Below are 22,775 nucleotides of genomic sequence, written 5' to 3' on the forward strand. Positions count from 1 at the left end.
CGATTCCTCCGGATCGACCGCCTCCGTCGAGGGCGGATCGGTGGCTTCCTCCTGAGGATTCGTTGGAGGCCCGATCGGGTCCGTGAGAGCTCCGGTCGACCACGCGCCGGAAGGCGGATGGGCCCCGTCCTCCGCGCCGGAGAACGAGCTCGATTCTGCGACCGCGGCCGATGTTGAGACGAAAGTCAAGCTCACGATAACTGCGAACACTGCTGTTGATGACGTAACCCTATGAAATTTCACCCGTGAAAGCTAGCCTTAAACACCGCAGCTTACATGGTGCTAGCGTTATTACCTCGTGCTTTAATACCTGGAGGATCTGTGCTCAGAATAGGAACGCCGCTCGTCGCCGCGGCTCTTGCCGCAACCGTTCTGCTTGCCGGTTGTGCGAACAGCGGCGCGGCGACAGAGGCGGCAATCCCGAAGCCATCGTTGTCGGCGACATCGCCACCAGCCTCGACGCCCACTCCGTCGACCGAGGTGGGCGGCGATGTGTCTGACGACGCAGTGGAGGACATGGACGCGGGCCGGCCTCAGGCGTTCGCGGCGTGCCAGGCGATCCATGAAAGGGACGGCATTCCCATACCGACACTGACCGAAGCGGCGATGCACGCAAACGCCGCCGCCGAGATCAACCCCCGTTGGGGCGACCTCGCGGAAGCCATCGCGGGGATGCGGGACTATTCCGCGAGGTACGAGGGCGTGGCCGATCGCCCCAGCGACGAGGCGCTCCAGTTCGACGCCGACTTCCAGGCCATGGAGAAGCTTTGCTACGACCTGCTCGGGACGACCGTCTTCACCCCCTAGGCCGAACGCGACCCACCGCACGGATATTGTTCGCGTTTTCTCGTCGTGCTGAAGGATCCCTCCCAATGAAAGTCATATTCTCGGCGGTCGTCGTTCTCGCCGCCACCGTCCTGCTCGCGGGCTGTGCGAGCAACGGTGCGGCGACAGACGCAGCAAACCCGAAGCCGACGTCGGCCTCGACGCAGACCCCCGCCCAGCCGACAGAGGTGGGTAGCGAGGTTCCCGACGGCGAAATGGAGGACGTGGACGCGGGCCGCCCTCGGGCGTTGGAAGCGTGTCGAGTGATCCACGACAAGGGCGACATCCCCATACCAACACTGACGGATGCGGCGGCACACGCAAGCGCGGCCGCCGAGGTGAACCCGCGCTGGAACGAGCTGGCGGACGCAATCGTGGGGATGCGGGACTACTCCGCGAAGCACGAAGGCGTGACCGATCGCCCGGACGATGAGGCGCTCCAGTTCCACACCGACTCGCTGACCATGCAGGATCTGTGCCGCGACCTACTCGGGACGACCGTCTTCAGCCCCTAGGCCGAACGCGGCCTACCGCATGGAAATTGTCCGCGTTGTGCTTTAGCACCTGGAGGATGTGTGCTCAGAACAGGAACGTCCCTGGTTGCCGCGGCTCTTGCCGCAGCCGTGCTGCTTGCCGGTTGTGCGAACAGCGGCGCGGTGACAGGGCCGGGAACCCCGAAAGCAGCGTTGTCCGGGACTCCGGCACCGACTTCGACGCCAACGCCCTCGACTGCGGCGCGCGACGACATCGCCGACGACGCAGTGGAGGACACGGACGCGGGCCGACCTCAGGCGTTCGCGGCGTGCCAGCTGATCCATGAAAGGGACGGCATTCCCATACCGACACTGACCGAAGCGGCGGTGCACGCAAACGCCGCCGCCGAGATCAACCCCCGCTGGGGCGACCTTGCGGACGCCATCGTCGGGATGCGGGACTATTCCGCGAGGCACGAGGGTGTGGCCGATCTCCCCCGCGATGAGTCGCTCCAGTTCGCCGCCGATTCGGAGGCTATGGAGAAGCTGTGCTACGACCTGCTCGGGACGACCGTCTTCACCCCGTAGGCCGAACGCGACCCACTACACGGAAATTGTTCGCGTCGCTCGTCGTCCTGGAGGATCCATTCCTATGAAAGTCACATCGTCTGTGCTCGCCGCTTTCATCGCGGTAGCCCTGCTCGCAGGTTGCGCGAGCGATAATGCGGCGAAAGGCGGGGGCCCTCCGAAGCCGGCGCCGTCCGCGACGTCCACCGCGCCGACCTCTCCCTCAACGCCGACGGCCGCTCCGGAGGCGGACCAGGGGCGTCCGCTACGACCGCCCCGGAGGCGGACCGTGGACGATCGGAGGCCTTGTCTGCGTGCCGGGTCATCCATGACGAGGACTGCCCGGGCATATCCCAGATGAAGAGGGCGGCGCCGCTGGCGCAGAAGGCTGCCGAACTCAGCTCCCGCTGGGGTGACCTCGCGTCGGCGATGGCCGGGCTGCGGGACTACGTGATCACATACGACCCGGATGTCACCGTCGACATCGACCAGGCCGACTGGCATCGATCGGTGACGGATTGGGAGACCATCGAGGCCGAATGCTTCGACCTGCTCGGGACCACCGTGCTCACGCCGTAGCCCGCCCGCGGTCGCCGGGTTGGCGGGGTCTGCGGCCTCAGCGGTGCCGCGGCTTGCGCGCCGGCCGGTCGTCGCGGTCGTTCCGGTCGTCCCGTCCGCGGCGCTGCTCGCGCGGCCGCCGCTCCTCCCACTGCCCCCGCTCGCGCCGGGCGCCGGCCCCGCGGTCCGGCCGGATCTCGATCAGCTTCCCGCTGATCCTGGTGCCCTCCAGCCGCGACAGGGTGTCCGAAGGGAGGTCCGCAGGCAACTCCACGAGCGAGAAGTCCGGCATGATCCGGATGTGGCCGAAGTCCTCGCGGCTGAGGCCTCCTCGTTGGCGAGGGCGCCGACGATCTGGCGCGGCTCCACCTTCTGCCGCTTGCCGACCTCGATCCGGTACGCCGCCATCGGCTTGTCGCTGCGCTCGCGCCGCGAACCCCGCTCGCCGCGCCCGCCGCGGTCGTCTCGTCCGGCGGAGCGGTCGGAGCGGGTGTCCCGCCCATCCCGCTCCACGCTTCGAGCCAAGGCGTCGTCCTCGTCCAGCAGCAGCGGCTCGTCCCCCTGCGCGACGACCGCGAGCGCCGCCGCGACGTCCGTCTCCGGCACGTCGTGGTGCTCCACGTAGTGCCCGATGATGTCGCGGAACCGGGTGATCCGCTCGACCTGCGCCAGCGCCGAGGTGATCGCGTCGTCGAAGCGGGCCAGGCGGGTGACGTTGATGTCGTCCACGCTCGGCAGCTGCATCTGCGTGAGCGGCTGGCGGGTCGCCTTCTCGATGGCCGTCAGCAGGCGCCGCTCGCGCGGGGTGACGAAGCTGATCGCCGCGCCGCTGCGTCCGGCGCGGCCGGTGCGGCCGATGCGGTGGACGTACGATTCGGTGTCGACCGGGATGTCGAAGTTGACGACGTGGCTGATCCGCTCGACGTCGAGACCACGCGCCGCGACGTCGGTGGCGACCAGGATGTCGAGCTTGCCCGATTTGAGCTGGTCGACCGTCCGCTCGCGCTGCGCCTGGGCGACGTCGCCGTTGATCGCCGCCGCCGAGTAGCCGCGGGCCCGCAGCCGCTCGGCGAGCGTCTCGGTCTCGTTCTTGGTGCGGACGAAGACGATCATCCCCTCGAAGTTCTCGACCTCGAGGATGCGGGTGAGCGCGTCCACCTTCTGCGGGTACGACACGACCAGGTAGCGCTGCGTGATGTTGGGGGAGGTGGTGGTCTTGGTCTTGACCGTCACCTCTTCGGGATCGTGGAGGTACTTCTTGGAGATGCGGCGGATCTGCGCGGGCATCGTCGCCGAGAACAGCGCCACCTGCTTGTCGTCCGGGGTGTCGGCGAGGATGGTCTCCACGTCCTCCGCGAACCCCATCTTCAGCATCTCGTCGGCCTCGTCGAGCACGAGGTAACGGAGCTCGGAGAGGTCGAGCGTCCCCTTGTCGAGGTGGTCCATGATCCGGCCCGGGGTGCCGACGACGATGTGGACGCCGCGTCGCAGCGCCGAGAGCTGCACGCCGTAGCCCTGGCCGCCGTACACCGGCAGCAGGTGGACGCCGCGCATGTGGGCGGCGTAGCTCTCGAAGGCCTCAGCGACCTGGAGGGCGAGCTCGCGGGTCGGCGCGAGGACGAGCGCCTGCGGGATCTTCTGCGACAGGTCGAGCCGGGACAGGATCGGGAGGGCGAACGCCGCCGTCTTGCCCGTGCCGGTCTGGGCCAGCCCGACCACGTCGCGGCCCTCCAGCAGCAGCGGGATGGTCGCCGCCTGGATGGCAGACGGGGTCTCGTAGCCGACGTCTTTCAGTGCCTTCAGGACGTGCGGGTCGAGGCCCAGGTCGGAGAAGGTGAGGGAGGCCTCCGTCTCGGCGGCGTCTCCAGTGGGGGCTCCACCGGCCTCGGGCTCGGTCGTGTCGGTCGTCTCGGCGGGGTCGTTCTCGGGCGTGCTCACCCTTGAACGGTAGTCGCCCCCTCCAACAAGCGCACCTCCGCGCGCGGCGGGACGACCGCGGGACGTGTTCCCGCCATCCGCTCCAGCACCCGGACGACCTGGCAGGAGTACCCGTATTCGTTGTCGTACCAGACGTAGAGCACGAGGTTCGTCCCGTCGCCTCTTGCTTGCGGCGGAGGCGTCGTTGCTCGGTGACCGAGTGGCGCGGCGGGTGATTTGACGGCGAGGCCGAACGGTGCGGCGTGGTTGCCGCCTCCGGGTTCGGTCGCTACGTCCAGGCGTCGTTGATCGCCGGTGACCAGGTAGTCGTCGCCGGTCGCCTCCGCGTCCACGCGACCACCGCGATGGAATCATCGGCGACAGCCGTGCTCAACGCGGGGGCGCGCTGATTGCCCGACGTGCGCAGACCATCCGATACGTTCTCTCCGATGTTGCATGCCAGATGCAGCACTTATGCAAGAGGGAGCGGAGCTCATGCGGATCGGGTTCTCTTTGGTGTCTGTTGGTGCTGTTGCAGTGTTGATGACTGCGGGGGCGGGGGCCGCGGTTGCGGATGAAGGGTTGACTCCTGACTCGGCCCCTTCGGTCGTGGCAACAGACTCGGGATACGTTGACCAGCTTGAGAAGCTCGTCGGAACGCAGAGTGAAGAGGAAATCGAGGCGATCGAGAACCTTCCTGGCCCGGTGCAGCTGCTTGTGGATTCCGAGACCGGGGAGACCTTGGCCGCTATCCCCGAGCAGACCACGCTGTCGCGCGCCCTCACGATCGTTGGGCCCGGGTGCTCGACAACGAGCATGTGCTTGAAGAACAGCGTCCCCAACGGCTACCAGGGCACCGGTTCTTTGTCCGGGTCCTGGAAAGGGGTGACCCAGGTCGCCACCGGAGATAGGGCTGGGACGTTCACCTGGAACGGCATCAACAACTCGTGGGCTGCTAAGCCCACGCTCAACCTGACCGGCGGCGTGACAGTGACTAAAATCTCTCGCTGATAGTGGCGCCATCGCAGGTGCGGCGGCGCGGGGCAGGGCGCCGCTGACCAATGTCCTGGAGGCCGCCGAACGGGCGCAGGCTGCCGGTCGCGGGTAGGTCCGTGCCCTTACGGTGTCGCCCCCTCCAGCAAGCGCACCTCCGCGCGCGGCGGGACGACCGCGGGATGTGTTCCCGCCATCCGCTCCAGCACCCGGACGACCTGGCAGGAGTACCCGTATTCGTTGTCGTACCAGACGTAGAGCACGAGGTTCGTCCCGTCGGCGATGGTGGCGAGGCCGTCCACGATTCCGGCGCGGTGGGAGCCGACGAAGTCGCTGGAGACGACCTCGGGGGACTCCACGTAGTCGATCTGCTGGCGCAGTCTGGAGTGCAGCGACACCCGGCGCAGGTAGTCGTTGACCTGTTCCTTCGTCGCCGGTCGCTCCAGCGTCAGGTTGAGGATGGCGAGCGACACGTCCGGCGTGGGGACGCGGATGCTCGAGCCGGTGAGCTTGCCCGCGAGCGACGGCAGCGCCTTGGCGACCGCTTTCGCCGCCCCGGTCTCGGTGATGACCATGTTGAGCACCGCGGACCTGCCGCGCCGGTCGCCCTTGTGGAAGTTGTCGGTGAGGTTCTGGTCGTTGGTGAACGAGTGCACGGTCTCCACGTGCCCGCGGACGATGCCGTACGCGTCCTCCAGCGCCTTGAGCACCGGGGTGATCGCGTTGGTCGTGCAGGAGGCCGCCGAGACGATGCGGTCGTCCTCGCCGATGGTGTCGTCGTTGATCCCGTGGACGATGTTCTTGAGCGGTGACTTTCCGGGTGCCGTGAGCAGGACCCGCGCCACGCCCGGGCTGGCCAGGTGCTGCGCGAGGCCGGACTCGTCGCGCCAGCGGCCGGTGTTGTCGACGACGATCGCGTCGCGGATGCCGTAGGCGCTGTAGTCCACGTTCGTCGGATCGTCCGAGTAGATGACCTGGATGCGCGTCCCGTTGGCGACCAGCACGTCGTGCTCGGCGTCGACCGTGACGGACCCGGGGAACGGCCCGTGCACCGAGTCGCGGGCGAGGAGGCTGGCGCGCTTGTCCAGGTCGTTGTCCGAGCCGCGACGGACGACGATCGCTCGCAGGCGCAGCCCGTTGCCGTTGCCGGCGTGGTTGATGAGGATGCGTGCGAGCAGCCTCCCGATGCGTCCGAAGCCGTAGAGCACCACGTCGGTCGGTCCTGCCGCGTACGTGGAGTGCGCGCTGTCGAGCTCGGCCCGCACCCGGGCCTCCACGTCGGCGTCGTCCATCCCGCGCACCGACATGGCGAGCCGCGCGACGTCGATGGAGGCCGGCGAGGGCGCGATCCCGAGCAGTGCGGTGAGGACAGTGGACGTCTCCAGCAGGGTCAGCTCCTCGTGCCCGAGTTCGCGGGCGCGGTCGTGCACCGAGATGACCCCGGTGGCGGACAGATTGATGAGCCGCTGGCCGTGGATGGAGGTGACGACGCCGTGGTCGCGGTAGAGGCGCCCGATGAGCGGGATGAGCTGCTCGGCCTGCACCTCCCGTGCGACCCACGCGGCGCGGTGTGACTCGAAGGCGTGCGGGTGGTCGGTGTTGAAGGTGGTCACGCTCGGTACTCTGGGCCCTTCCGCGTCGGATGAACGCGTCTGTTCGTTCGGCTGCGGAGGTCGCCCGCACTGCGAACGTAGCGGGCGAATGTCGATTCTTCGCGCAGTCGAGACCCGAAAGATCCCACGATCTTTCGCTTCCGGCAAGAAGCGCGCGGTTCTCCTGCGCGGGAACCCTAGAACTTGTCGGGCGAGTCGATCTTCTCCCCGGCCAGCACCTGCGGCGGCGCGCTGGTGTCGCCACCGACGGACGCGATGAAGCTCTGGAGTTCCGGGGCGGCGAAGAACGTGCGGAACGCGTCCTGCGTCTCCCACTCGTCCATGATGACCACGAAGCCGTCGCCGACGGCGAACTGATGGTGCAGCGCGCCGGCCGCGCGGGCGCGATCCGCGATGTCCCGGTACTCGGCTGCGCGAGTGCTGAGGGAGTTCGTGAAGGCGTCGGTATCGCCCGTGAACTTGGTTGCGATGAGAACAGACATAAGGGTTACCTCCTGCGGTCTCCCCCGGATCGGTGCCGATGCTAGCAGCGGGGTGGAGTGGCGGCAACGGGGTCCACCGGGTCCGCCCGTCGCGCGTGACGAGGGAGCGCTAGACCCCTCCGCCTCCGCCTCCGCCGCCTCCGCCGCCGGAGAATCCGCCGCCCCCGGTCCCGCCGGACGAGGAGCTGCTCGTCATGGTCGTGCTGGAGGAGATCCCGCCGATCAGCTGCGAGAGCACGGCCGCGTTGAAAGCGGTCTGACCCGCGTACCAGGTCGGCGTCTCCCCGGCTTGCTCGTAGAACCGCCCGAGCTCGGCCAACCACTTCTTCTCGTCGCCGAACAGTACGGCCCAGGGCAGGAGCCGCTCGTTCAGGCTCAGCATCTCGCGCGGGTCGTCCACCGCGACCGGCACGCGCTCGGCGCCCTGCGGCGACTGGAGATAGCGGATGCGGTCGGCCTCGGCGAGGTGCACATACATCCGGAGGCCGTCCACGTACTCGCGGAGGGCGGTGCCGGTGGCGGTGAGGGGAGAGCGGGAGACGAGGACCGCGGTCGCCCCGAAGAGCAGGACGGACCCGATGAGGAAGGCGACGGGCAGCGCGCCTCCGTAGACGCCGACGACGCAGAGAATCGAGCCGACGACCGCGAGCGCGGTCGCGGCGAGCCCTGTGAAGATGACCGCCCGGACCGGGCCGTGTGGGCCCGTGGCGCGGTAGCCGGAGTCGGCGGCATCCTTGTGGACCTGTTTGACCAGCGACTGGATGGCACGGGCGACCCGTGTGTTGGACGAGCCGAGCTCCAGCGTCGCACCGGGGGTGAGCGGCTCACCGAACAGCGCGTGGAGGAAGCGCAGCTCGCTCGGCGTCGGGTGCGGATCCCGCAACGCCTGCCTCCCGGTCGCCTCGGTCGAGACGAACTCGAGCGTGTAGCGCGGACGGCCGAAGAACCCGGTGGACTCGAGCACGCGGACCCTGCCTGCCACCGCGAGGTCGAGCGTCTGCGCCGCGACCGCCTTCTTGCCGAGGCCGCTGACGTCCGCCGTGACCAGCAGCCCCTCCTTCGGCGGCACGTACTCGGGGACGATCGTGCCGCGTCCAGGGGCGTCGCGCAGCAGGCGCACGCGCACGACGATCCCGCCGATCAGGGCAAGGACGACGAGCAGCAGACCCCCGGCCGCCGCGTAGCCCCAGCCGGTGTCGAACAGCCCGTCGGCGCGCGACGTGAAAGTGCCCCGCGCGAACCCGATCGCGAAAGTCAGATTCTCCCCGGACCGAGCTGATCGGCCGAGAATCGGAACCCGTCGCCCGTGCGCTCGACGGTGGCCTTCTGGGTCGACCCCTGCACGCCCCGGTACGCGGACGCCTCGCCGTGCAGAGCGTCGGACAGCCCGGCGCCGAGGTGCACGGTCGCCGTGACGCGATCGAAGGGCTGCGCCCAGGCGGTCCCGTTGGTGTCCCAATAGAACTCGTCGTTCCCGGTGTCGGGGAAGTACCGTGTGACGTTCGTCTGCCGGTAGGTGATGATGTAGGTCTGGTCGCCGTGGACGAAGTGGTCCGCCGCGATCGTCAGCGTGCGGACTCCGCTATTGGATGCGATGGTGTATGCGCGCGGAGCGCCGTTCTGATCTGTGACTGACACCAGCTGCAGGTCGGTCGGATGCCCGTCGTAGTCCTCGACCAGCTCCCGCCGGATGCCGTGATTCTGGTCGATCTGTGGGAAGCGGGCGACCAGGGTCTCCACGGTGGTGAGGGTGGAGTGGCCCGCCGCGTCGCGGCTGAGGTGGTAGTCGCCGTCGAAGCTCGCGAAGGTGAAGTCGTCGACGCCGGTGGGGGTGGTGGCCGGTGCGTGCGCGGGGTGGGCCTGCGCGGGCGCAGCGCTTGCGCTCGGGCTTGCGCCGGCGACGCCGACGATCGTCGCGACCGCGGACAGTGCGACTGTGACCATCGCGCGGAGCAGCCTCCCGCGGCGACCGCATGGCCGCGAGCCTCGGCCGTGCACCTTCGCCTGCTCCCGCTGTCGCGAACCGCTCATCCTGATCGACACTCGTCTAGCGTGTCATGTCGTGGGGGAGTCGAGTGGTTCTCCGCACCTCGCGCCCGACCGCGACGAGTTCGCGCGGCTGATCTGGCACACCGCCTCCCCGCGCTGGGAGTTCGCCGAGCCGACGTTCCAGCGCACCGCCGCGTCGTTCGCCAACCCCGACCACATCGAGATCGTCATCCACAACTACCGGTGGCGACTCGGCCTGGCGGACGGGGAGGCGACCCACGCCGAACTCGAGGAGCAGCTCGCCGCGGGAATGAAGCCGACGCCGCGGACATCAGGCGACGGGAAGGGCAAAGCGAATGCTCGGGGAAGCGAGGAGGCGGACCGCGCGGCCCGCGAGGAGTTGCTCGCGTTCATCGGCCGGACGACGGGGGTGGATCGCAGGTGTGGGTGTTGCCGAGCCCGAGCGGACTCAACGCGCACGCGACCCTGACAGATCCGGCTGAGGCGTACCGGGAGGTCGCGGTGGCCGCGGGATCGACAGTTCAAAGCCCAACTGGCTCAAGAAGTCACAATGGAGCGAGTGACGGGAATCGAACCCGCGCTATCAGCTTGGGAAGCTGAAGTTCTACCATTGAACTACACTCGCGTGGCCTGCAATCCCAGGTAAACACTGGGAAGTAAGGCTGCGGCCCAGACTACCCGCTCAATGGTTTTTGGCCAAACTCAGGCGGCTGGTGGTGGTCGGACTGCGCCGAGAGGTCTGCTCGTATGGTGGGTGCATGCGAATTCTGATCACCGGTGGTGGAGGCAATGTCGGCCGTGGATTGACTGGACCGCTCCTTGCGGCGGGGCACGAATTGGTTGTGTCGGACATCGTCCGGCCGGCCTGGCTGGCGGGTCACCCTGACGTCGAGTTCCACCAGGTGGATGTTCAGATCGGTGTCGGCCTCGAACGGGCCGCGGAGGGTTGCGACGTGATCGTGCACACTCCGGCGTGGCATGGCATCCACACCGGCGTGCGGACCGAGGTGGACTTCTGGCGACTCAATGTCGACGGGACGATGTGGATGACGCAGGCGGCTGTGGCGACCGGCGCCCGGGTGCTCTTCCTGTCGTCGCAGGCGTGGCACGACCACTACGACAAATACGGTTTCACCAAGCGCATGGGCGAGGAACTGCTCGCTTACCAGCACCGGCGCGCCGGCCTCTCCTATGTAGCCCTCCGGCCGGCCGCGTTCACGCCGTGGGAGGGCGATTGGCCGCAGGAGTACGGGGCGCGGCTGCTCGGCATCGGTGTGGACCGCAGGGACGTTCTCCAAGCTGCGCTGCGCAGTATCGACTACCTCTCTCGCACGCCTGATGCGGACCTGATCGTCGACGCAGTGCGCGCGAACGTATTCAGCGCGGACGACATCGAGGGTTGGGAGGCGGACCCGATTGGGGCCGCGGAGCGGATCTTCCCCGGCGCGCGCGATGTCGTGGAGCGATTCGGGCTGGACATCTCAGCGACGCCCCACCTGCAGCCGTCCTCGGGGTGGGCGGAGATCGGCTACCAGCCCGAGCATCACTTCGGCACCTTCCTGGCGGAGATCAGCGGGATGGACGTGAATGAGGCGAGAGATCTCCCCTGCGATTACCGAGCTTGACCGAAGGGGCGATCGGAGCCCGCCGAGATTCTAAAAAGTAATTCTTGACAAAAGAAGCGGTCGTTTCTACGCTCGGAATATCGAGGAGGCGACCATGTCACTGATGAGCGAAGGCGACGGCCGGGAGCCGGTGTTACAGCCGGTCGAAGGGCCTCGGAACACGATCGATGACATCGTGATCGTAGGGGCGGCGCTCGCGGGTGCGACCGCCGCCAAGACCTTGCGGGAGGAGGGCTACGACGGCCGCCTCCGGTTGTTCGGCGCCGAGCAGCACGCCCCTTACGTGCGTCCTCCGCTCTCCAAGGGATACCTGGCAGGTGACGACGAGCGCTCCAGCATCGACGTGCTCGAGCCGTCCTGGTACCGCGATAACGACGTCGAGTTGCACCTCGGAACGCGGATCGGCGAGCTCGACCCGAGCGGGGCGGTCACCACGGAGGCGGGGCGGCGATACCGGTTCGATCGCGCGCTGCTGGCGACAGGCTCCGTCCCGCGCCGGCTGCCGATCCCGGGTGCCGATCTGGATGGGGTGCTCTCCCTGCGCACGGTGGATGACAGCGACCGTCTGCGCGCGAGCTTGAGCGGTGGCGGCATGCGGCTGGTACTCATCGGATCGGGCTGGATCGGAATGGAGGTCGCTGCGACCGCGCGCACCCTCGGGAACGACGTCACGATCCTCGAACGGGACCCGATCCCGCTCGCCGTCGCGCTCGGAGACGACCTGGGCCGATTCTTCGCCGCCCTGCACGAACAGCACGGTGTCGACATCCGGACGTCCGTGAATGTGGAGGCCATCGTCGGCGCCGACGGCCGCGCCACCGGTGTCCGGCTGGCCGACGGCCAGGTCTTCCCGGCCGATCTGGTCCTCGTCGGAGTAGGAGCCGTCCCCGCGGTCGAGCTGGCCCAGGCTGCGGGACTCGCCGTCGACAACGGAGTCCTGGCCGACCCGGCCCTCCGCACAAGCGCCCCAGCGGTCTTCGCTGCTGGTGATATCGCGAACGCCCTGCACCCGCTCATCGACCGGCGGCTGCGCAGCGAGCACTGGGCGAACGCCATCGACGGTGGCGCGGCGGCGGCGAAGGCCATGCTCGGGAAACCGTCGGTGCACGACGCCGTCCCGTACTTCTACACCGACCAGTTCGACCTCGGGATGGAGTACGCCGGTTTCGCACCGCTCACCCGCGACGCCGAACTCGTCTACCGAGGCGACCCGGCCACGGGCGAGTTCATCGCCTTCTGGGTCCGCGACTCCCGCGTGGTCGCGGGTATGAACGTGAACGTCTGGGACGTCAACGACGACATCAAGGCACTCGTCGCCGCCGGCACCCCACTGCGCCTGGACGAGTTGCGCGACACCGATGTGCCGCTCCCGGACGTGAGCCGAGCAGCGTAGCGCGAGATCCATCCGCCACGCCGCCCTCGTTCCACTGGGAAGGCCCCCGGCGGGTCGAGCCCGGATGTTCACCGCGAAGCGCGAAGCGGTTCACCTGGCGCGCTTAGGGTACCGGTCCGTCCCCCAAAAGAGAGGCAGACCCCGAATGCGTTCCATGAGAACCAGACTTCGACTCACCGCCGGTGCGACGCTGCTCGCCACGGCAGCCATCGGTGCGATCCTCGCAGGACCGACCGTCGGGCCCGCGAGCGCGGCACATGCTGACGGCGAAAGCACAACCGACCCCGCAACCGGCGCAAGCGACCTCGTCGCCGATGTGAATGCCGTCGACCGCTCCACCGTGTGGACCGAGACCGGCCGGATCAAGCTGAACTTCCCGACCTATCACACCGAGGGGATGGCCTTCAGCAAGGACCACATCTTCCTCAGCGCCGTCCAGATCATCGAACCGACGGTCAAATACGCCTCGCCCCAGAACGGGTACGATCGCACCCCCGGAAAGGGCATCGGCCACCTGTTCGTGATGGACACCGCTGGACACCTCCAGAAGGACATCATCCTCGGCGAGGGCGACATGTACCACCCGGGCGGAATCGACTTCGACGGTACGAACGTGTGGGTTCCGGTCGCGCAGTACCGCCCCGACAGCAGCGCGATCATCTATCGCGTGGACGCTTCCACCCTCGCTGTTCACAAGCAGTTCGAGGTGAAGGACCACTTCGGGGGCATCGTGTTCGACAAGCGGACGGGTCACCTGGTGGGCAACACCTGGGGATCGCGACGTTTCGTGTCCTGGACACTGGGCGGCAATGAGATCTCGAGTTGGTCGAACCCGGACTTCTTCATCGACTACCAGGACTGCCAGTACGCGGCGACGTCCAAGATGATCTGCGGCGGCGTCGCGAACCTGCCCCAGACCGAGGCGGCGGGCGGCGCGTCCCGCACCTACGAATTGGGCGGCTTCGCGCTGATCGACATCCCCAGCCATGAAGTCCAGCGGGACGTGCCCTTCCAGCACTGGTCCACCGCCGGTCATGTCGCGACCCGCAATCCCTTCAAGATGTCCGCGGACGGCGCACGTCTCACCATGCGCGTCGCACCGGACAACGGAGAAGAGGGCAACGGGACCGAGATCATCACTTACCAGGCGACCGTCGTGCCGGCGCCCACGAAGTAGCGTCGTTCCGGCGATCTCCTGATCGCAACCGGGACCCCCGGATCTCACGGGACCGGGGGTCCCGGTGTGTGGACACCAGTGGTGACTCGCTGAACCGTTCGCTCCCGCACCGAATGCCGTCCCGGCACCCCGCGTGCATAGACTTGCGTCTATGGGTGGGGTGCCGGAATCGGACGCGCTGCGCAGTGTGAAGCGCATCAGCGACCCGACGCGCGCCCACATCCTCCGTCTTCTCCTCGACGCACCCGACGGTCGCGGCTCCGTGACCCGCCTCGCCGAGACGCTCGGACTGCGGCAGCCGACGGTCTCGCATCACCTCAGGCTGCTGCGCGAGGAGGGAGTGGTCGAGCGGGCTCAGGAGGGCCGCACCGCCTGGTACTCGATCACGAGCGATCAGCTCGACCGTGTCGCCGAACTCGTCCGCGCAGACAGCCCGGCGGACCAGGCGGCCGCCGTCGATCGGATCGTCGAAGATCTCGCCGCCCGCTACCGCGGGGTCTTCGCCCGGGAGAGCGTCGAGCGGTACGTGCGCGACAGCCACGACCGCCTCGACGGGCGCAAGAACCGGGCGTCGCTGACCAGCGCGTTCGCGGTCTCCCGCCTCGATGCCCTGCTCCGGGCGAACGGAGACCGGGCGGGTGTGCCGGAGGTGCTGTTCGTGTGCGTGCAGAACGCGGGCCGATCCCAGTTGGCCTCGGCGATCCTGCGCCAGCTCGCCGGCGACCGCGTCGTCGTCCGGACCGCAGGCTCCGAGCCCGCCGATGCGGTCCGCTCCACGATCGTCGCCGTGCTCGATGAGGTCGGCACCCCGCTCGGCGGCGAGTTCCCCAAGCCGCTCACCGACGAGGCGGTTCGCGCAGCGGACTACGTGATCACCATGGGCTGCGGCGACGCGTGCCCGATCTACCCCGGCCGCGAATACCTCGACTGGGACATCCCCGACCCGGTCGGTCAGCCGCTGGCGAAGGTGCGCGAGATCCGCGACGACATCGAAGGGCGCGTCCGCGAGCTCCTGGCCCGGATCGAGGCAGAACGGCGTGTGAACACGGTCGCCGCGAACTAGCCAAACCATAGACAAGTATCTATGCTTTCGTGTACGAGAGAAAGCGGGTCCCGCCATGACCGACACCACGCCCACCGTCCTGTTCGTCTGCATCCACAACGCCGGCCGCTCCCAGATGGCCGCCGGGTTCATGCGCGAACTCTCCGGAGGCCGCGTCGAAGTCCTCTCCGCCGGCTCCGAGCCGAAGGACCAGGTCAACCCGGTCGCTGTGCAGGTCATGTCCGAGGAGGGCATCGACATCGCGGACGAGCAGCCGAAGGTCCTCACGATCGACGCGGTCGAGGAGTCCGACGTGGTCATCACGATGGGCTGCGGCGACACCTGCCCGATCTTCCCCGGAAAGCGCTACGAGGACTGGGACCTCACCGACCCGGCCGGCCGCCCGGCCGAGGAGGTCCGCCCGATCCGCGACGACATCAAGCAGCGCGTCCAGAACCTGCTCGCGGAGCTGTTGCCCGCAGCAGTCTGACGAACATGATCGTCGACGAAACGAAGCTGTAGCCCCGTCTCGAGCGATTCGGATCGCTCGAGCTCACGGGTCGTGCCGCGGCTCGTAGCTCACCAGGCCGACGGTGTTCCCTTCGCTGTCTTCGATGAAGGCCATCCACTCGTCGTTTCCGGCGGGGCCGATCGTGTCGTCGTGGTGGGTGAAGATCACGTGGGGCTCGGTGACCACCCTGACGCCGTCGCCTCGCAGCCGCTCCACCGTCTCGGCCACATCGTCCACCTGGAGGTAGACCAGCGCCGACGGGGCGCCCTTCTCCAGGAGGAGGCGGCCGATGCCGATGTTGAAGAACAGCAGGCCCGGCGGGTCGAAGCGGGCGGCCGGCGCCTCCTCGAGCAGGTTCTCGTAGAACTTCGCGGCACGGTCGAGGTCGTCGGCGTGCTGAGCGACCTGCAGAATCTCCACGCGCTCAGTATCCGGTCAGTCGAGCGCCGGCGCCAGTCCCCCGGTCGCCGACGCGTCACGCCTGCGAGGGGTGACCGCGAGCCGGGGGCGCGTGCCGTGCCCGACCGCGGTCGCCCCCGGCCACCCGTCACCGGAGCACGCCGGCCTCCCGCTGCCGCGCGCGCTCCTCCTTCGCCGCAGCCTCGGCGAGCGCCGCTTCGCCCAGCGCCGCCGTCCCGACCGCGGCCGTGTCCGCCGACATCCCGTGCCCGTCGCCGCTGAGCGTCGTCTCGTCGAACGCCAGCTCGCCGCGCAGCACCTGGCGGGCGCGATCGGCGTCGAACTGCCGGGTCCAGCGGCCGATGAGCACGGCCGCGACCGCGTTGCCGGTGAAGTTCGTCAGGGCGCGGCCCTCGGACATGAAGCGGTCGATTCCGACGATGACGCCCACACCGTTCACCAGGTCCGGGCGGTAGGCCTGGAGGCCGCCGGCGAGGGTGGCCAGGCCGGCTCCCGTGACGCCGGCCGCGCCCTTCGAGGCGATGATCATGAAGACCAGCAGGCCGATCTGCTCGCCGATCGACATCGGCTGGCCCATCCCGGTCGCGATGAAGAGGGAGGCCATGGTCAGGTAGATCGCGGTGCCGTCCAGGTTGAACGAGTAGCCCGTCGGCACGGTGATGCCGACCACGGGCTTGGAGACGCCGAGGTGCTCGAGCTTGGCCATCAGGCGGGGGAGGGCGGACTCCGACGACGACGTGCCGACGATGAGCAGGTACTCGCGGCCCAGGTAGCCGATCAGGCGGAAGATGTTGACGCGGGCCACCGCGTAGAGCAGGGCTCCCAGCACGCCGACGACGAACAGTCCGCAGGTGATGTAGAAGGCGACCATGAGGAGCCCGAGGTTCCAGATCGCCGAGACGCCGGTGGCGCCCACCACGGCCGCGATCGCCCCGAACGCTCCGATCGGCGCCAGCCAGAGGATCATCCCGAGGATGCGGAACACCAGCGACTGGAGGTGCTTGACCGCGTTCATGATGCCCTCGCCGGTGCGTCCCATCTTCTGCACAGCGAAGCCGACCAGGAGCGCGATGAACAGCACCTGGAGAACGCTGCCCTCGGTGAAGGCAGAGAAGAACGAGGTCGGGATGATGCCGAGCACGAAGTCGGAGGTCGAGGTGGCCTCCCCCGTCGCCTTGTAGGTCGACTTCGCCATGTCCAGGCCCGCACCGGGGTGGATGAGGTTGCCGACCACCAGCCCGATGGCCAGCGCCACGCTCGACATGATGAGGAAGTACACGAGCGCGAGGCCGCCGACCTTGCCGACCGTGGCCGCTTTCGCGATCGACCCGACGCCCACGACGATCGTGCAGAAGATGATCGGCGCGATCATCATGTGGATCAGCGCCACGAAGCCCGCGCCGAGCGGCTTGAGCGCTACTCCTGCCTCGGGCCAGACCAGGCCGACGATCGCGCCGAGCACGACCGCGGCGATCACCGCCAGGTACAGCCAGGTGTGCTTGTCCCAAGCGCGCTTCCCGCGCCGCCAGTTGTAGCCCGGCAGCCGGAAGGAGGTGGTGCGGGTCGAGAGTGCCATCGTCGTCTCCTGAAGAACGTCGCTGTTCGTCCCCGCCGGGTCCGGCGGGCGGTCGGCCCAGCATCGCCCCGACTGGACGTCGCGCGGGGGTTGCGGTCGTATTGGTCTCGGACGGTTCGCGGCGATGTCTGGCACGCTGGGGAGTATGGGTCGACGACGACGGACGGTGCGCAGTGCCGCGTCGCGCGTGTTCGCGGTCCTGATCGGCGTCGTGCTCCTCGCCGGCGTGCTGACAGCGGTGCTGCTCGCGCTCGACGCCCAGCGGTCCGCGCAGGCCGAGGCCGAGCGCGAGACGCGCTCCGTCTCCGAGACGCTGGCCGCGACGCCGGGGGTCCGCTCGGCGCTGCAGTCGAGTGCACGAGAGGCGACGGCCGCGCTGCAGCCGTTCAGCCTGCAGGTGACGCGGAACACCGGAGTCGACTTCATCACGATCATGACGGCATCGGGCATCCGCGTCACGCATCCCGACCCGGCGCAGATCGGCAAGCACTACATCGGCAGCATCCCGGCGGTCCCCGTCACAGTGACCGAGCAGTACACGGGAACGCTCGGGCCCTCCATCCGCACGATCGCCCCGGTCACCGCCGACGGACGCGTCGTGGGCTGGGTCGCCACCGGTGTCACGGTCCAGAGCATCGGCGGCGCGCTGCTCCCCGCCTGCCGCTCGCGATCGGCATCGCTCTCGCAGTGATCGGAGTAGGGGTCACCGGCGCCCTCGTCGTGCGGTGGGTCACCCGGCGGGTGACGGGGGACCTCCCGGCGCGCGACGTGCGCGACGCGGTCTCCTCCTACGAGTCGGTGCGTACCCTCGGCGAGGCGTTGCGTGCGCAGAACCACGAGCACGACAACCGGATGCACACCGCGGTCTCGCTCATCGAGCTCGGCCGGACCGAGGAGGCTGTCCAGATCCTGACCGAGACGGCCCGGCAGAGCCAGGCGCTCGTCGACCAGGTCACGGCGGCGCGGGCCGGCGATCCCACCGTCGGCGCGCTGCTGCTCGGGAAGGCGGCGCAGGCGGCCGAGCGCGGCGTCGACTGGGAGGCCGACCTCGACCCCCGCGCGCCGCGGACCCCGCTCAACCCGGTGGACGCCGTCTCGCTCGTCGGCAACCTCATCGACAACGCCCTCGACGCCGCCGCCGCAGGCCCGGAGCCGCGCTGGGTGCGGCTGCGCCTGCGGCCGGCCGCGGACGACGGCATCCTGCTCGACGTCTCGGACAGCGGAGCGGGTGTCCCGGAGCGGCTGCGGGAGCGCATCTACGAGTCCGGCTACTCGACGAAGCCGACGGACACGGTCGGCCGCGGCGTCGGACTGACACTCGTGCGGGCCATTGTGGCCGCGGCCGGAGGGTCCATCGAGCTGAGCTCCGCCCCGACCACCTTCCGGGTGCACCTCCCCGCTCGGGAGGAACGGTGATCGGCGTCCTCCTGGTCGAGGACGAAGCACTCACCCTCGAACTCCACCGCCGCTACGTGGAGCGCCTCGACGGCTTCGAGGTCGTCGGCGAGTGCACCGGAGCGCGGGCCGCGGTCGCCGCCCTCACGGAGCGCCGGCCGGACCGTCCGATCGACCTCGTCCTGCTCGACGTGACGATGCCGGACGGCACGGGACTCGACGTGCTGCGGCACCTGCGCGCCCGCGGCTCCGACGTCGACGTCATCGCCATCACGGCGGTCCGGGACGCCGAGATGGTGCACCAGATGGCTGCGCTCGGCGTCGTGCAGTATCTGGTGAAGCCGTTCTCGGGCGCGGTCTTCCGCGAGCGGCTGGAACAGTACCGGGAGCACCACGAGCGGACCCGCGCCGCGGCGGGCTCGGCCACCCAGGAGGAGATCGACGCCCTCCTCGGGTCGCGGCGCCCGTCCGTCGCCTCTGCGCTGCCGAAGGGCCTCTCCCCGGACACGTTGGAGCGCATCCGCGAGACGGTGCGCCTGCGTGGCGCGCTCTCGGCGGCGGAGACGGCGTCGCTGCTCGGGATGTCGCGCGTCGCCGCGCGCCGCTACCTCGAATACCTGGCCGAAGCGGGACGCGTGAGCCGGGAGCCGCGGTACGGGACGCCGGGCCGGCCGGAGACGGAGTACCGCTGGCGCGACTTCTCGCGCCCGCCATCGTGATCGCCGTCGCCGCCGTGCGACTGATCGTCACGGCCGTCGACGGCGCTGCGCGGCGGCGCCGTCGACTTCGATGACGACTGACTCTGCGCCGCCGGCTACCCGCCGATGCGCTTCCGCCAGCGCGCCGAGAAGCAGGCCGCCGCGAAGCCGATCGCGTCGTTCACCTCGAGCATCGGCCGGTTCTCCTCCGCGTTGACGGTCTCCACAGTCGCGCACCCGGGGAATCGGATGGTCAGCTCACGGAGGTTGGCGAGCTTCAGCAGCATCCCGAGGCGGTGTCCGCGGTGCTCGCGCAGCACCAGGGTGTCCATCTGCTCCGCCGGCCGGTCGGACTCGCTGGACACGTCGAGCTCCGTGAACCCGACGGCCTGTCCTGTCGACTCGTGGACCACGATCGACGTCAGTGCGACGCGCGGGCTCTCCGCCCAGAGGTCGTCGACGGCGCGGACACGGTCGGCCGTCCAGACGTCGGTCAGCTCGATCCCGGCGTTGGGGGCGTCGGAGCTCATCCGGGTACGCAGGTGCGCGATGGACTCCACCCACTCCTCGGGCGTGCGGCCCTGCCAGGAGACCGTCCGGTAGCCGGCGGCCGCGGTGACCGCCTCGGCGAGACGGGCGGAGAACACGTCGGGGTCGACGGGCAGCGGCAGAGCGCTGATGCGCCCGACCTGTTCGAGCGAGAACCCCTGGCGGCGCAGGAACCGGGTCGACGGGAGGCCGATCGGCACCGACCCGAAGCCCGTGGGCGCGGGAATCGCCTCGCCGCCGACGCCCGCCGGGTAGGTCGACTGGTTCTGGATGGTGATGCGGCCGGCGTCCCGCGCCAACTCCTCCAGGCGGGCGTACAGCGCCGAGCCGATGCCGCGGCCGCGGAACTCCGGGAGGACGGAGACCGCGCCCCAGCATTCCGGCGCGCCGACCGGCAGCGCCAGGTTCGCCCGGGCGACGACGCGGCCGCCGACCTTCGCGACGAATCCGGCCATCGGCCTCGACTCGTCCCTCCAGTCCGGCAGCAGCTCGGCGGCGGTCATGACCTCGCCGACGTGGCCGCGCTGCTCCGCCTCGACGGCGCTGCGCACCGTGGCGAAGCCGATGAAGTCCGCGGCATCCGCGGCGTCGACGCTCACGGGGACGACGAGCGGCTCGATGGTGAAGCCGGTGACGGTGGTGGTGTTCTCTGACGTAGACATGGAACCTCTTCGTGTGCAGGGTCGATCGACTCACCCACGGTCGTGGGGAGGAAAGGCTCGCTGCTAGAGGATCACGGGGTCGAGCATTCCATATCCACGGCCTCGAGGACAAGCGCCGATGGCTGCGTCGACCTCCCGGGAGTACTGTTCCCGATGTGGACCCTCTCAGGCGCGTGCAGAGCAGCACGGGCGACCCGGCGGAGGCCGACGCACTGCTGCGCGAGGCGGGCGGACGCTTCGCGTTCTCGCGCGATCCGGGGTCGGACTTCTCGTTCCGGGTGAATCAGGCCGGTGACGACGGCGTCGCCGTCGGCGTGTACCGCATCGACGGGGAGTGGCAGTCGGACGGCGAGTTCGACCAGTTCGGCGTCCACGGCGTCTTCTCCGGCGACTACCGGTGGGAGATCGACGGCGACCGCGACTCCGGCTATGCGACACCGTTCCTGTCCCGGCCGGGGCACGAGCTGTTCGGTCACGGTGACGACCTGACGATCGTCAACGTCTACATCACCCCCGAGCGGCTGAGGGAGGTCGCCTGCCAGATCTATGCGGACGACCGCATCGACCCGGTCTTCGACTCGCCTCGGCCCATCGACCCGCAGCGCAGCCTCGCCATGCTGCAGACCCTCCAGGTCGCGTCCGAGTTCGTGCGGTCCGGGATGATCGAGAACCCGCTGGTCCGCGCGAGTCTGTTCCACCAGCTCGCCGCCGGCGCGCTCGAGACGTTCCCGCTGGAACGGGACGGCGGCCGCGCGCGCGTGACGCGGCGCGGCGAGACCGCCGTCTACCAGCGGGCGAAGCGCTTCATCGACGAGTGCCTGTCCTTGCCGATCACCCTCGGCGACGTCGCCGCCGCAGCAGGGGCGGACATCCATACGCTGAATGCGGCCTTCCGGTCGCGCACGGGCACCGGCGCGGGCACGTACCTCCGCCGTGCCCGGCTCTCGGCCGCCCGGACGGACCGGATGGGCGAGCCCGGCTTGAGCGATGCAGCCCTGGCGGCCCGGTGGGGATTCGCGTCGGAGGACCGGTTCCGGCGTGCGTACCGCGCTCTCTACGGGGCGGTCGAGGGCGTGTGACGGACGATCATCGCCTGCATCACCTCGAAACGGAGGCGTCGGGCAGGGCGTGACACGCGTGAGCGGGGGCGGCCGGGTCGTGGAGGGCGCCGGGCGCCCCGCGCCTCGTCATGCTCAGCCACCCCCGCGCGGTCGCTCTGGAGATTCGTCGGCGGAGTCCTCCCGCAGCTTCACCGACTCGGCCGTGAGCGCCTCCTCCTTCTCGAGCGACTTCTCGCTCAGTCGGGTGTCGCGCGGCGGCAGCTGGATGGTCTCCTCGGCCGCCATCCCGGCCTGCAGTTCGCGGCCGCGCTCGATCTCCGCGTCGAGCTCCGCGCCGAACAGGAGGGCGATGTTCGCGATCCACACCCACAGCAGGAAGACGATCACTCCGGCGAGCGGGCCGTACGTGCGGGAATAGTTCGCGAACGTCGCCACATACAGCCCGAACAGCAGCGTCGCGACGGCGAGGACCAGGATGGCGACGATCGCCCCCAGGCTGATCCACCGGAACTTCGGCTGCCGCGTGTTCGGCGCGAAGTAGTAGAGCACGGCGATGATGACGATGACGACCACGAGCATCACCGGCCACTTGACGATCTCCCACACCGTCTGCGGTGTCGAGCCGAGCCCGAGCGCGTGGCCGACGGCCTTCGTGACCGGGCCGGACACCACGAGCATGAGCGCGACGACCGCCACGAGGACGAGCGAGATCACCGTGACCAGCAGTTGCTGCGGCTTCAGCTTCCAGAACGGCCGGCCCTCGTCGATCTCGTAGATGCGGTTCATGGCGCGGGAGAACGCGCCGATGTAGCCCGATGCCGACCAGATCGCGAGGACGATGCCGAGCACGAGCGCGATGCCCGACGCGGGTGAGTGCGCGGCGTTCTCGAGCGGGCCCTGCAGGAGCTTGGCGGTGTCGCCGGGCGCGACCTGCTTCAGGATGCCGAGGAGTTGGGCGGTCGCAGACGTGCCCTGGCCGAAGACGCCCAGCAACGAAACGAGCGCCAGAAGTCCCGGGAAAAGCGAGAGGACCGCGTAGTACGTGAGGGAGGCGGCGATGTCGGTGCAGGTGTCGTTGCGGAACTCGCGCATCGTCCGTTTGAGCACGATCTTCCACGAGCTGCGGTGCAGCTGGGGCGGGCTGTCCGGTTTGCGGGGGTCGTCGGGGGAGGGTGCGTCGGCCAGACGCTGGCTGGCTCCGATGTCGTCGTCGCTCATCAGGTCGCTC

Annotated in this window: 26 protein-coding genes and 1 tRNA gene; 15 read left to right on the plus strand and 12 right to left on the minus strand. The window is 69.1% G+C overall.

Annotated features, from left to right (window positions below):
* Positions 1-321: 321 nt before the first annotated feature.
* The 4 genes from ACR5MH_RS16380 to ACR5MH_RS16395 all read left to right on the plus strand — a co-directional run bounded on the left by ACR5MH_RS16380 (position 322) and on the right by ACR5MH_RS16395 (position 2,444).
* A complete protein-coding gene (locus ACR5MH_RS16380; protein WP_431348157.1) occupies positions 322-807 on the plus strand; it encodes a hypothetical protein in 486 nt (161 codons plus the stop codon).
* A 65-nt stretch (positions 808-872) separates the two neighbouring features.
* Positions 873-1,340: a hypothetical protein gene (locus ACR5MH_RS16385; protein ID WP_431348158.1), complete on the plus strand. Its 468-nt coding sequence runs from the start codon at positions 873-875 to the stop codon at positions 1,338-1,340.
* 60 nt (positions 1,341-1,400) lie between these two features.
* Positions 1,401-1,886: a hypothetical protein gene (locus ACR5MH_RS16390; RefSeq protein ID WP_431348159.1), complete on the plus strand. Its 486-nt coding sequence runs from the start codon at positions 1,401-1,403 to the stop codon at positions 1,884-1,886.
* Positions 1,887-2,222: 336 nt separating this feature from the next.
* Positions 2,223-2,444: a hypothetical protein gene (locus ACR5MH_RS16395; RefSeq protein ID WP_431348160.1), complete on the plus strand. Its 222-nt coding sequence runs from the start codon at positions 2,223-2,225 to the stop codon at positions 2,442-2,444.
* 37 nt (positions 2,445-2,481) lie between these two features.
* Here ACR5MH_RS16395 and ACR5MH_RS16400 read toward each other — a convergent pair whose 3' ends face one another.
* The 3 genes from ACR5MH_RS16400 to ACR5MH_RS16410 are packed head-to-tail and all read right to left on the minus strand — an operon-like array spanning position 2,482 to position 4,693.
* Entirely contained in the window at positions 2,482-2,715 is a 234-nt protein-coding gene (locus ACR5MH_RS16400) for a hypothetical protein (RefSeq protein ID WP_433861952.1), read from the minus strand.
* Positions 2,625-4,361, minus strand: a complete 1,737-nt coding sequence (locus ACR5MH_RS16405; RefSeq protein ID WP_433861953.1) for a DEAD/DEAH box helicase — start codon at positions 4,359-4,361, stop codon at positions 2,625-2,627. Before ACR5MH_RS16405 ends, ACR5MH_RS16400 begins: the two co-directional genes overlap by 91 nt.
* Entirely contained in the window at positions 4,358-4,693 is a 336-nt protein-coding gene (locus ACR5MH_RS16410; protein WP_431349500.1) for a hypothetical protein, read from the minus strand. The genes ACR5MH_RS16405 and ACR5MH_RS16410 overlap by 4 nt, the downstream gene beginning before the upstream one ends.
* Positions 4,694-4,835: 142 nt before the next feature.
* On the opposite strand from ACR5MH_RS16410, the gene ACR5MH_RS16415 reads away from it, so the two are divergent.
* Positions 4,836-5,351: a hypothetical protein gene (locus tag ACR5MH_RS16415; RefSeq protein WP_431348161.1), complete on the plus strand. Its 516-nt coding sequence runs from the start codon at positions 4,836-4,838 to the stop codon at positions 5,349-5,351.
* Positions 5,352-5,458: 107 nt separating this feature from the next.
* Here ACR5MH_RS16415 and ACR5MH_RS16420 read toward each other — a convergent pair whose 3' ends face one another.
* The 4 genes from ACR5MH_RS16420 to ACR5MH_RS16435 all read right to left on the minus strand — a co-directional run bounded on the left by ACR5MH_RS16420 (position 5,459) and on the right by ACR5MH_RS16435 (position 9,372).
* Complete coding sequence (locus ACR5MH_RS16420; RefSeq protein WP_431348162.1) at positions 5,459-6,946, minus strand: glyceraldehyde-3-phosphate dehydrogenase; 1,488 nt, start codon at positions 6,944-6,946, stop codon at positions 5,459-5,461.
* Between the two features lie 176 nt (positions 6,947-7,122).
* The gene (locus ACR5MH_RS16425; protein ID WP_431348163.1) at positions 7,123-7,428 is read right to left on the minus strand and encodes a hypothetical protein; all 306 of its coding nucleotides are present in this window, start codon (positions 7,426-7,428) and stop codon (positions 7,123-7,125) included.
* A 109-nt stretch (positions 7,429-7,537) separates the two neighbouring features.
* Positions 7,538-8,548, minus strand: a complete 1,011-nt coding sequence (locus tag ACR5MH_RS16430) for a DUF2207 family protein (RefSeq protein ID WP_431348164.1) — start codon at positions 8,546-8,548, stop codon at positions 7,538-7,540.
* 134 nt (positions 8,549-8,682) lie between these two features.
* Entirely contained in the window at positions 8,683-9,372 is a 690-nt protein-coding gene (locus tag ACR5MH_RS16435; RefSeq protein ID WP_431348165.1) for a DUF2207 domain-containing protein, read from the minus strand.
* Between the two features lie 118 nt (positions 9,373-9,490).
* Between ACR5MH_RS16435 and ACR5MH_RS16440 the strand changes: the two genes are divergently transcribed.
* On the plus strand, positions 9,491-9,907 hold the full coding sequence (locus ACR5MH_RS16440) for a hypothetical protein (protein ID WP_431348166.1): 417 nt from the start codon (positions 9,491-9,493) through the stop codon (positions 9,905-9,907).
* Between the two features lie 82 nt (positions 9,908-9,989).
* On the opposite strand, the gene ACR5MH_RS16445 is transcribed toward ACR5MH_RS16440, so the two are convergent.
* Positions 9,990-10,063 (minus strand) — tRNA-Gly (locus tag ACR5MH_RS16445).
* An 88-nt stretch (positions 10,064-10,151) separates the two neighbouring features.
* Here ACR5MH_RS16445 and ACR5MH_RS16450 point away from each other — a divergent pair.
* From ACR5MH_RS16450 to ACR5MH_RS16470, 5 genes are all read left to right on the plus strand, one after another.
* Positions 10,152-11,063: an NAD-dependent epimerase/dehydratase family protein gene (locus ACR5MH_RS16450; RefSeq protein ID WP_431348167.1), complete on the plus strand. Its 912-nt coding sequence runs from the start codon at positions 10,152-10,154 to the stop codon at positions 11,061-11,063.
* 94 nt (positions 11,064-11,157) lie between these two features.
* Complete coding sequence (locus ACR5MH_RS16455; protein ID WP_431348168.1) at positions 11,158-12,456, plus strand: NAD(P)/FAD-dependent oxidoreductase; 1,299 nt, start codon at positions 11,158-11,160, stop codon at positions 12,454-12,456.
* A gap of 154 nt (positions 12,457-12,610) precedes the next feature.
* Positions 12,611-13,633, plus strand: coding sequence for a DUF6454 family protein (locus tag ACR5MH_RS16460; RefSeq protein ID WP_431348169.1), 1,023 nt, complete (start codon positions 12,611-12,613; stop codon positions 13,631-13,633).
* Between the two features lie 151 nt (positions 13,634-13,784).
* Positions 13,785-14,696 carry a metalloregulator ArsR/SmtB family transcription factor gene (locus tag ACR5MH_RS16465; RefSeq protein ID WP_431348170.1) on the plus strand — a complete coding sequence of 304 codons (912 nt, stop codon included), beginning with the start codon at positions 13,785-13,787 and terminating at the stop codon, positions 14,694-14,696.
* Positions 14,697-14,751: 55 nt separating this feature from the next.
* On the plus strand, positions 14,752-15,165 hold the full coding sequence (locus ACR5MH_RS16470) for an arsenate reductase ArsC (protein WP_431348171.1): 414 nt from the start codon (positions 14,752-14,754) through the stop codon (positions 15,163-15,165).
* Between the two features lie 63 nt (positions 15,166-15,228).
* On the opposite strand, the gene ACR5MH_RS16475 is transcribed toward ACR5MH_RS16470, so the two are convergent.
* Entirely contained in the window at positions 15,229-15,606 is a 378-nt protein-coding gene (locus ACR5MH_RS16475; protein ID WP_431348172.1) for a VOC family protein, read from the minus strand.
* Between the two features lie 127 nt (positions 15,607-15,733).
* A complete protein-coding gene (locus ACR5MH_RS16480; RefSeq protein WP_433861954.1) occupies positions 15,734-17,182 on the minus strand; it encodes a cation:dicarboxylate symporter family transporter in 1,449 nt (482 codons plus the stop codon).
* A gap of 145 nt (positions 17,183-17,327) precedes the next feature.
* Between ACR5MH_RS16480 and ACR5MH_RS16485 the strand changes: the two genes are divergently transcribed.
* Genes ACR5MH_RS16485 through ACR5MH_RS16495 form a run of 3 tightly spaced genes read left to right on the plus strand, consistent with a single transcriptional unit; the run spans position 17,328 to position 19,296 of the window.
* The gene (locus ACR5MH_RS16485; RefSeq protein WP_433861955.1) at positions 17,328-17,873 is read left to right on the plus strand and encodes a hypothetical protein; all 546 of its coding nucleotides are present in this window, start codon (positions 17,328-17,330) and stop codon (positions 17,871-17,873) included.
* The gene (locus ACR5MH_RS16490) at positions 17,870-18,598 is read left to right on the plus strand and encodes a sensor histidine kinase (protein ID WP_433861956.1); all 729 of its coding nucleotides are present in this window, start codon (positions 17,870-17,872) and stop codon (positions 18,596-18,598) included. The genes ACR5MH_RS16485 and ACR5MH_RS16490 overlap by 4 nt, the downstream gene beginning before the upstream one ends.
* The gene (locus ACR5MH_RS16495; RefSeq protein ID WP_431348174.1) at positions 18,595-19,296 is read left to right on the plus strand and encodes a response regulator; all 702 of its coding nucleotides are present in this window, start codon (positions 18,595-18,597) and stop codon (positions 19,294-19,296) included. Before ACR5MH_RS16490 ends, ACR5MH_RS16495 begins: the two co-directional genes overlap by 4 nt.
* 95 nt (positions 19,297-19,391) lie before the next feature.
* Here ACR5MH_RS16495 and ACR5MH_RS16500 read toward each other — a convergent pair whose 3' ends face one another.
* Entirely contained in the window at positions 19,392-20,486 is a 1,095-nt protein-coding gene (locus ACR5MH_RS16500) for a GNAT family N-acetyltransferase (RefSeq protein ID WP_431348175.1), read from the minus strand.
* A 155-nt stretch (positions 20,487-20,641) separates the two neighbouring features.
* Here ACR5MH_RS16500 and ACR5MH_RS16505 point away from each other — a divergent pair, with 155 nt between their 5' ends.
* Positions 20,642-21,565: a helix-turn-helix domain-containing protein gene (locus tag ACR5MH_RS16505; RefSeq protein ID WP_431348176.1), complete on the plus strand. Its 924-nt coding sequence runs from the start codon at positions 20,642-20,644 to the stop codon at positions 21,563-21,565.
* A 114-nt stretch (positions 21,566-21,679) separates the two neighbouring features.
* Here ACR5MH_RS16505 and ACR5MH_RS16510 read toward each other — a convergent pair whose 3' ends face one another.
* Positions 21,680-22,765, minus strand: a complete 1,086-nt coding sequence (locus ACR5MH_RS16510) for a YihY/virulence factor BrkB family protein (RefSeq protein WP_431348177.1) — start codon at positions 22,763-22,765, stop codon at positions 21,680-21,682.
* Positions 22,766-22,775: the final 10 nt, after the last annotated feature.

Origin of the sequence: Streptomyces sp. L7 (genome assembly GCF_050990935.1) — a bacterium.
Lineage (GTDB): Bacteria > Actinomycetota > Actinomycetes > Actinomycetales > Microbacteriaceae > Leifsonia.

Bases quoted from the DNA above. Each gene is read 5' to 3' on its own strand.
- ACR5MH_RS16385 (WP_431348158.1), top strand. From the start codon at position 873: ATGAAAGTCATATTCTCGGCGGTCGTCGTTCTCGCCGCCACCGTCCTG.
- ACR5MH_RS16395 (WP_431348160.1), top strand. From the start codon at position 2,223: ATGAAGAGGGCGGCGCCGCTGGCGCAGAAGGCTGCCGAACTCAGCTCC.
- ACR5MH_RS16400 (WP_433861952.1), bottom strand. From the start codon at position 2,715: ATGCCGGACTTCTCGCTCGTGGAGTTGCCTGCGGACCTCCCTTCGGAC.
- ACR5MH_RS16415 (WP_431348161.1), top strand. From the start codon at position 4,836: ATGCGGATCGGGTTCTCTTTGGTGTCTGTTGGTGCTGTTGCAGTGTTG.
- ACR5MH_RS16425 (WP_431348163.1), bottom strand. From the start codon at position 7,428: ATGTCTGTTCTCATCGCAACCAAGTTCACGGGCGATACCGACGCCTTC.
- ACR5MH_RS16435 (WP_431348165.1), bottom strand. From the start codon at position 9,372: ATGGTCACAGTCGCACTGTCCGCGGTCGCGACGATCGTCGGCGTCGCC.
- ACR5MH_RS16455 (WP_431348168.1), top strand. From the start codon at position 11,158: ATGTCACTGATGAGCGAAGGCGACGGCCGGGAGCCGGTGTTACAGCCG.
- ACR5MH_RS16460 (WP_431348169.1), top strand. From the start codon at position 12,611: ATGAGAACCAGACTTCGACTCACCGCCGGTGCGACGCTGCTCGCCACG.
- ACR5MH_RS16465 (WP_431348170.1), top strand. From the start codon at position 13,785: ATGGGTGGGGTGCCGGAATCGGACGCGCTGCGCAGTGTGAAGCGCATC.
- ACR5MH_RS16470 (WP_431348171.1), top strand. From the start codon at position 14,752: ATGACCGACACCACGCCCACCGTCCTGTTCGTCTGCATCCACAACGCC.
- ACR5MH_RS16480 (WP_433861954.1), bottom strand. From the start codon at position 17,182: ATGGCACTCTCGACCCGCACCACCTCCTTCCGGCTGCCGGGCTACAAC.
- ACR5MH_RS16485 (WP_433861955.1), top strand. From the start codon at position 17,328: ATGGGTCGACGACGACGGACGGTGCGCAGTGCCGCGTCGCGCGTGTTC.
- ACR5MH_RS16500 (WP_431348175.1), bottom strand. From the start codon at position 20,486: ATGTCTACGTCAGAGAACACCACCACCGTCACCGGCTTCACCATCGAG.
- ACR5MH_RS16510 (WP_431348177.1), bottom strand. From the start codon at position 22,765: ATGAGCGACGACGACATCGGAGCCAGCCAGCGTCTGGCCGACGCACCC.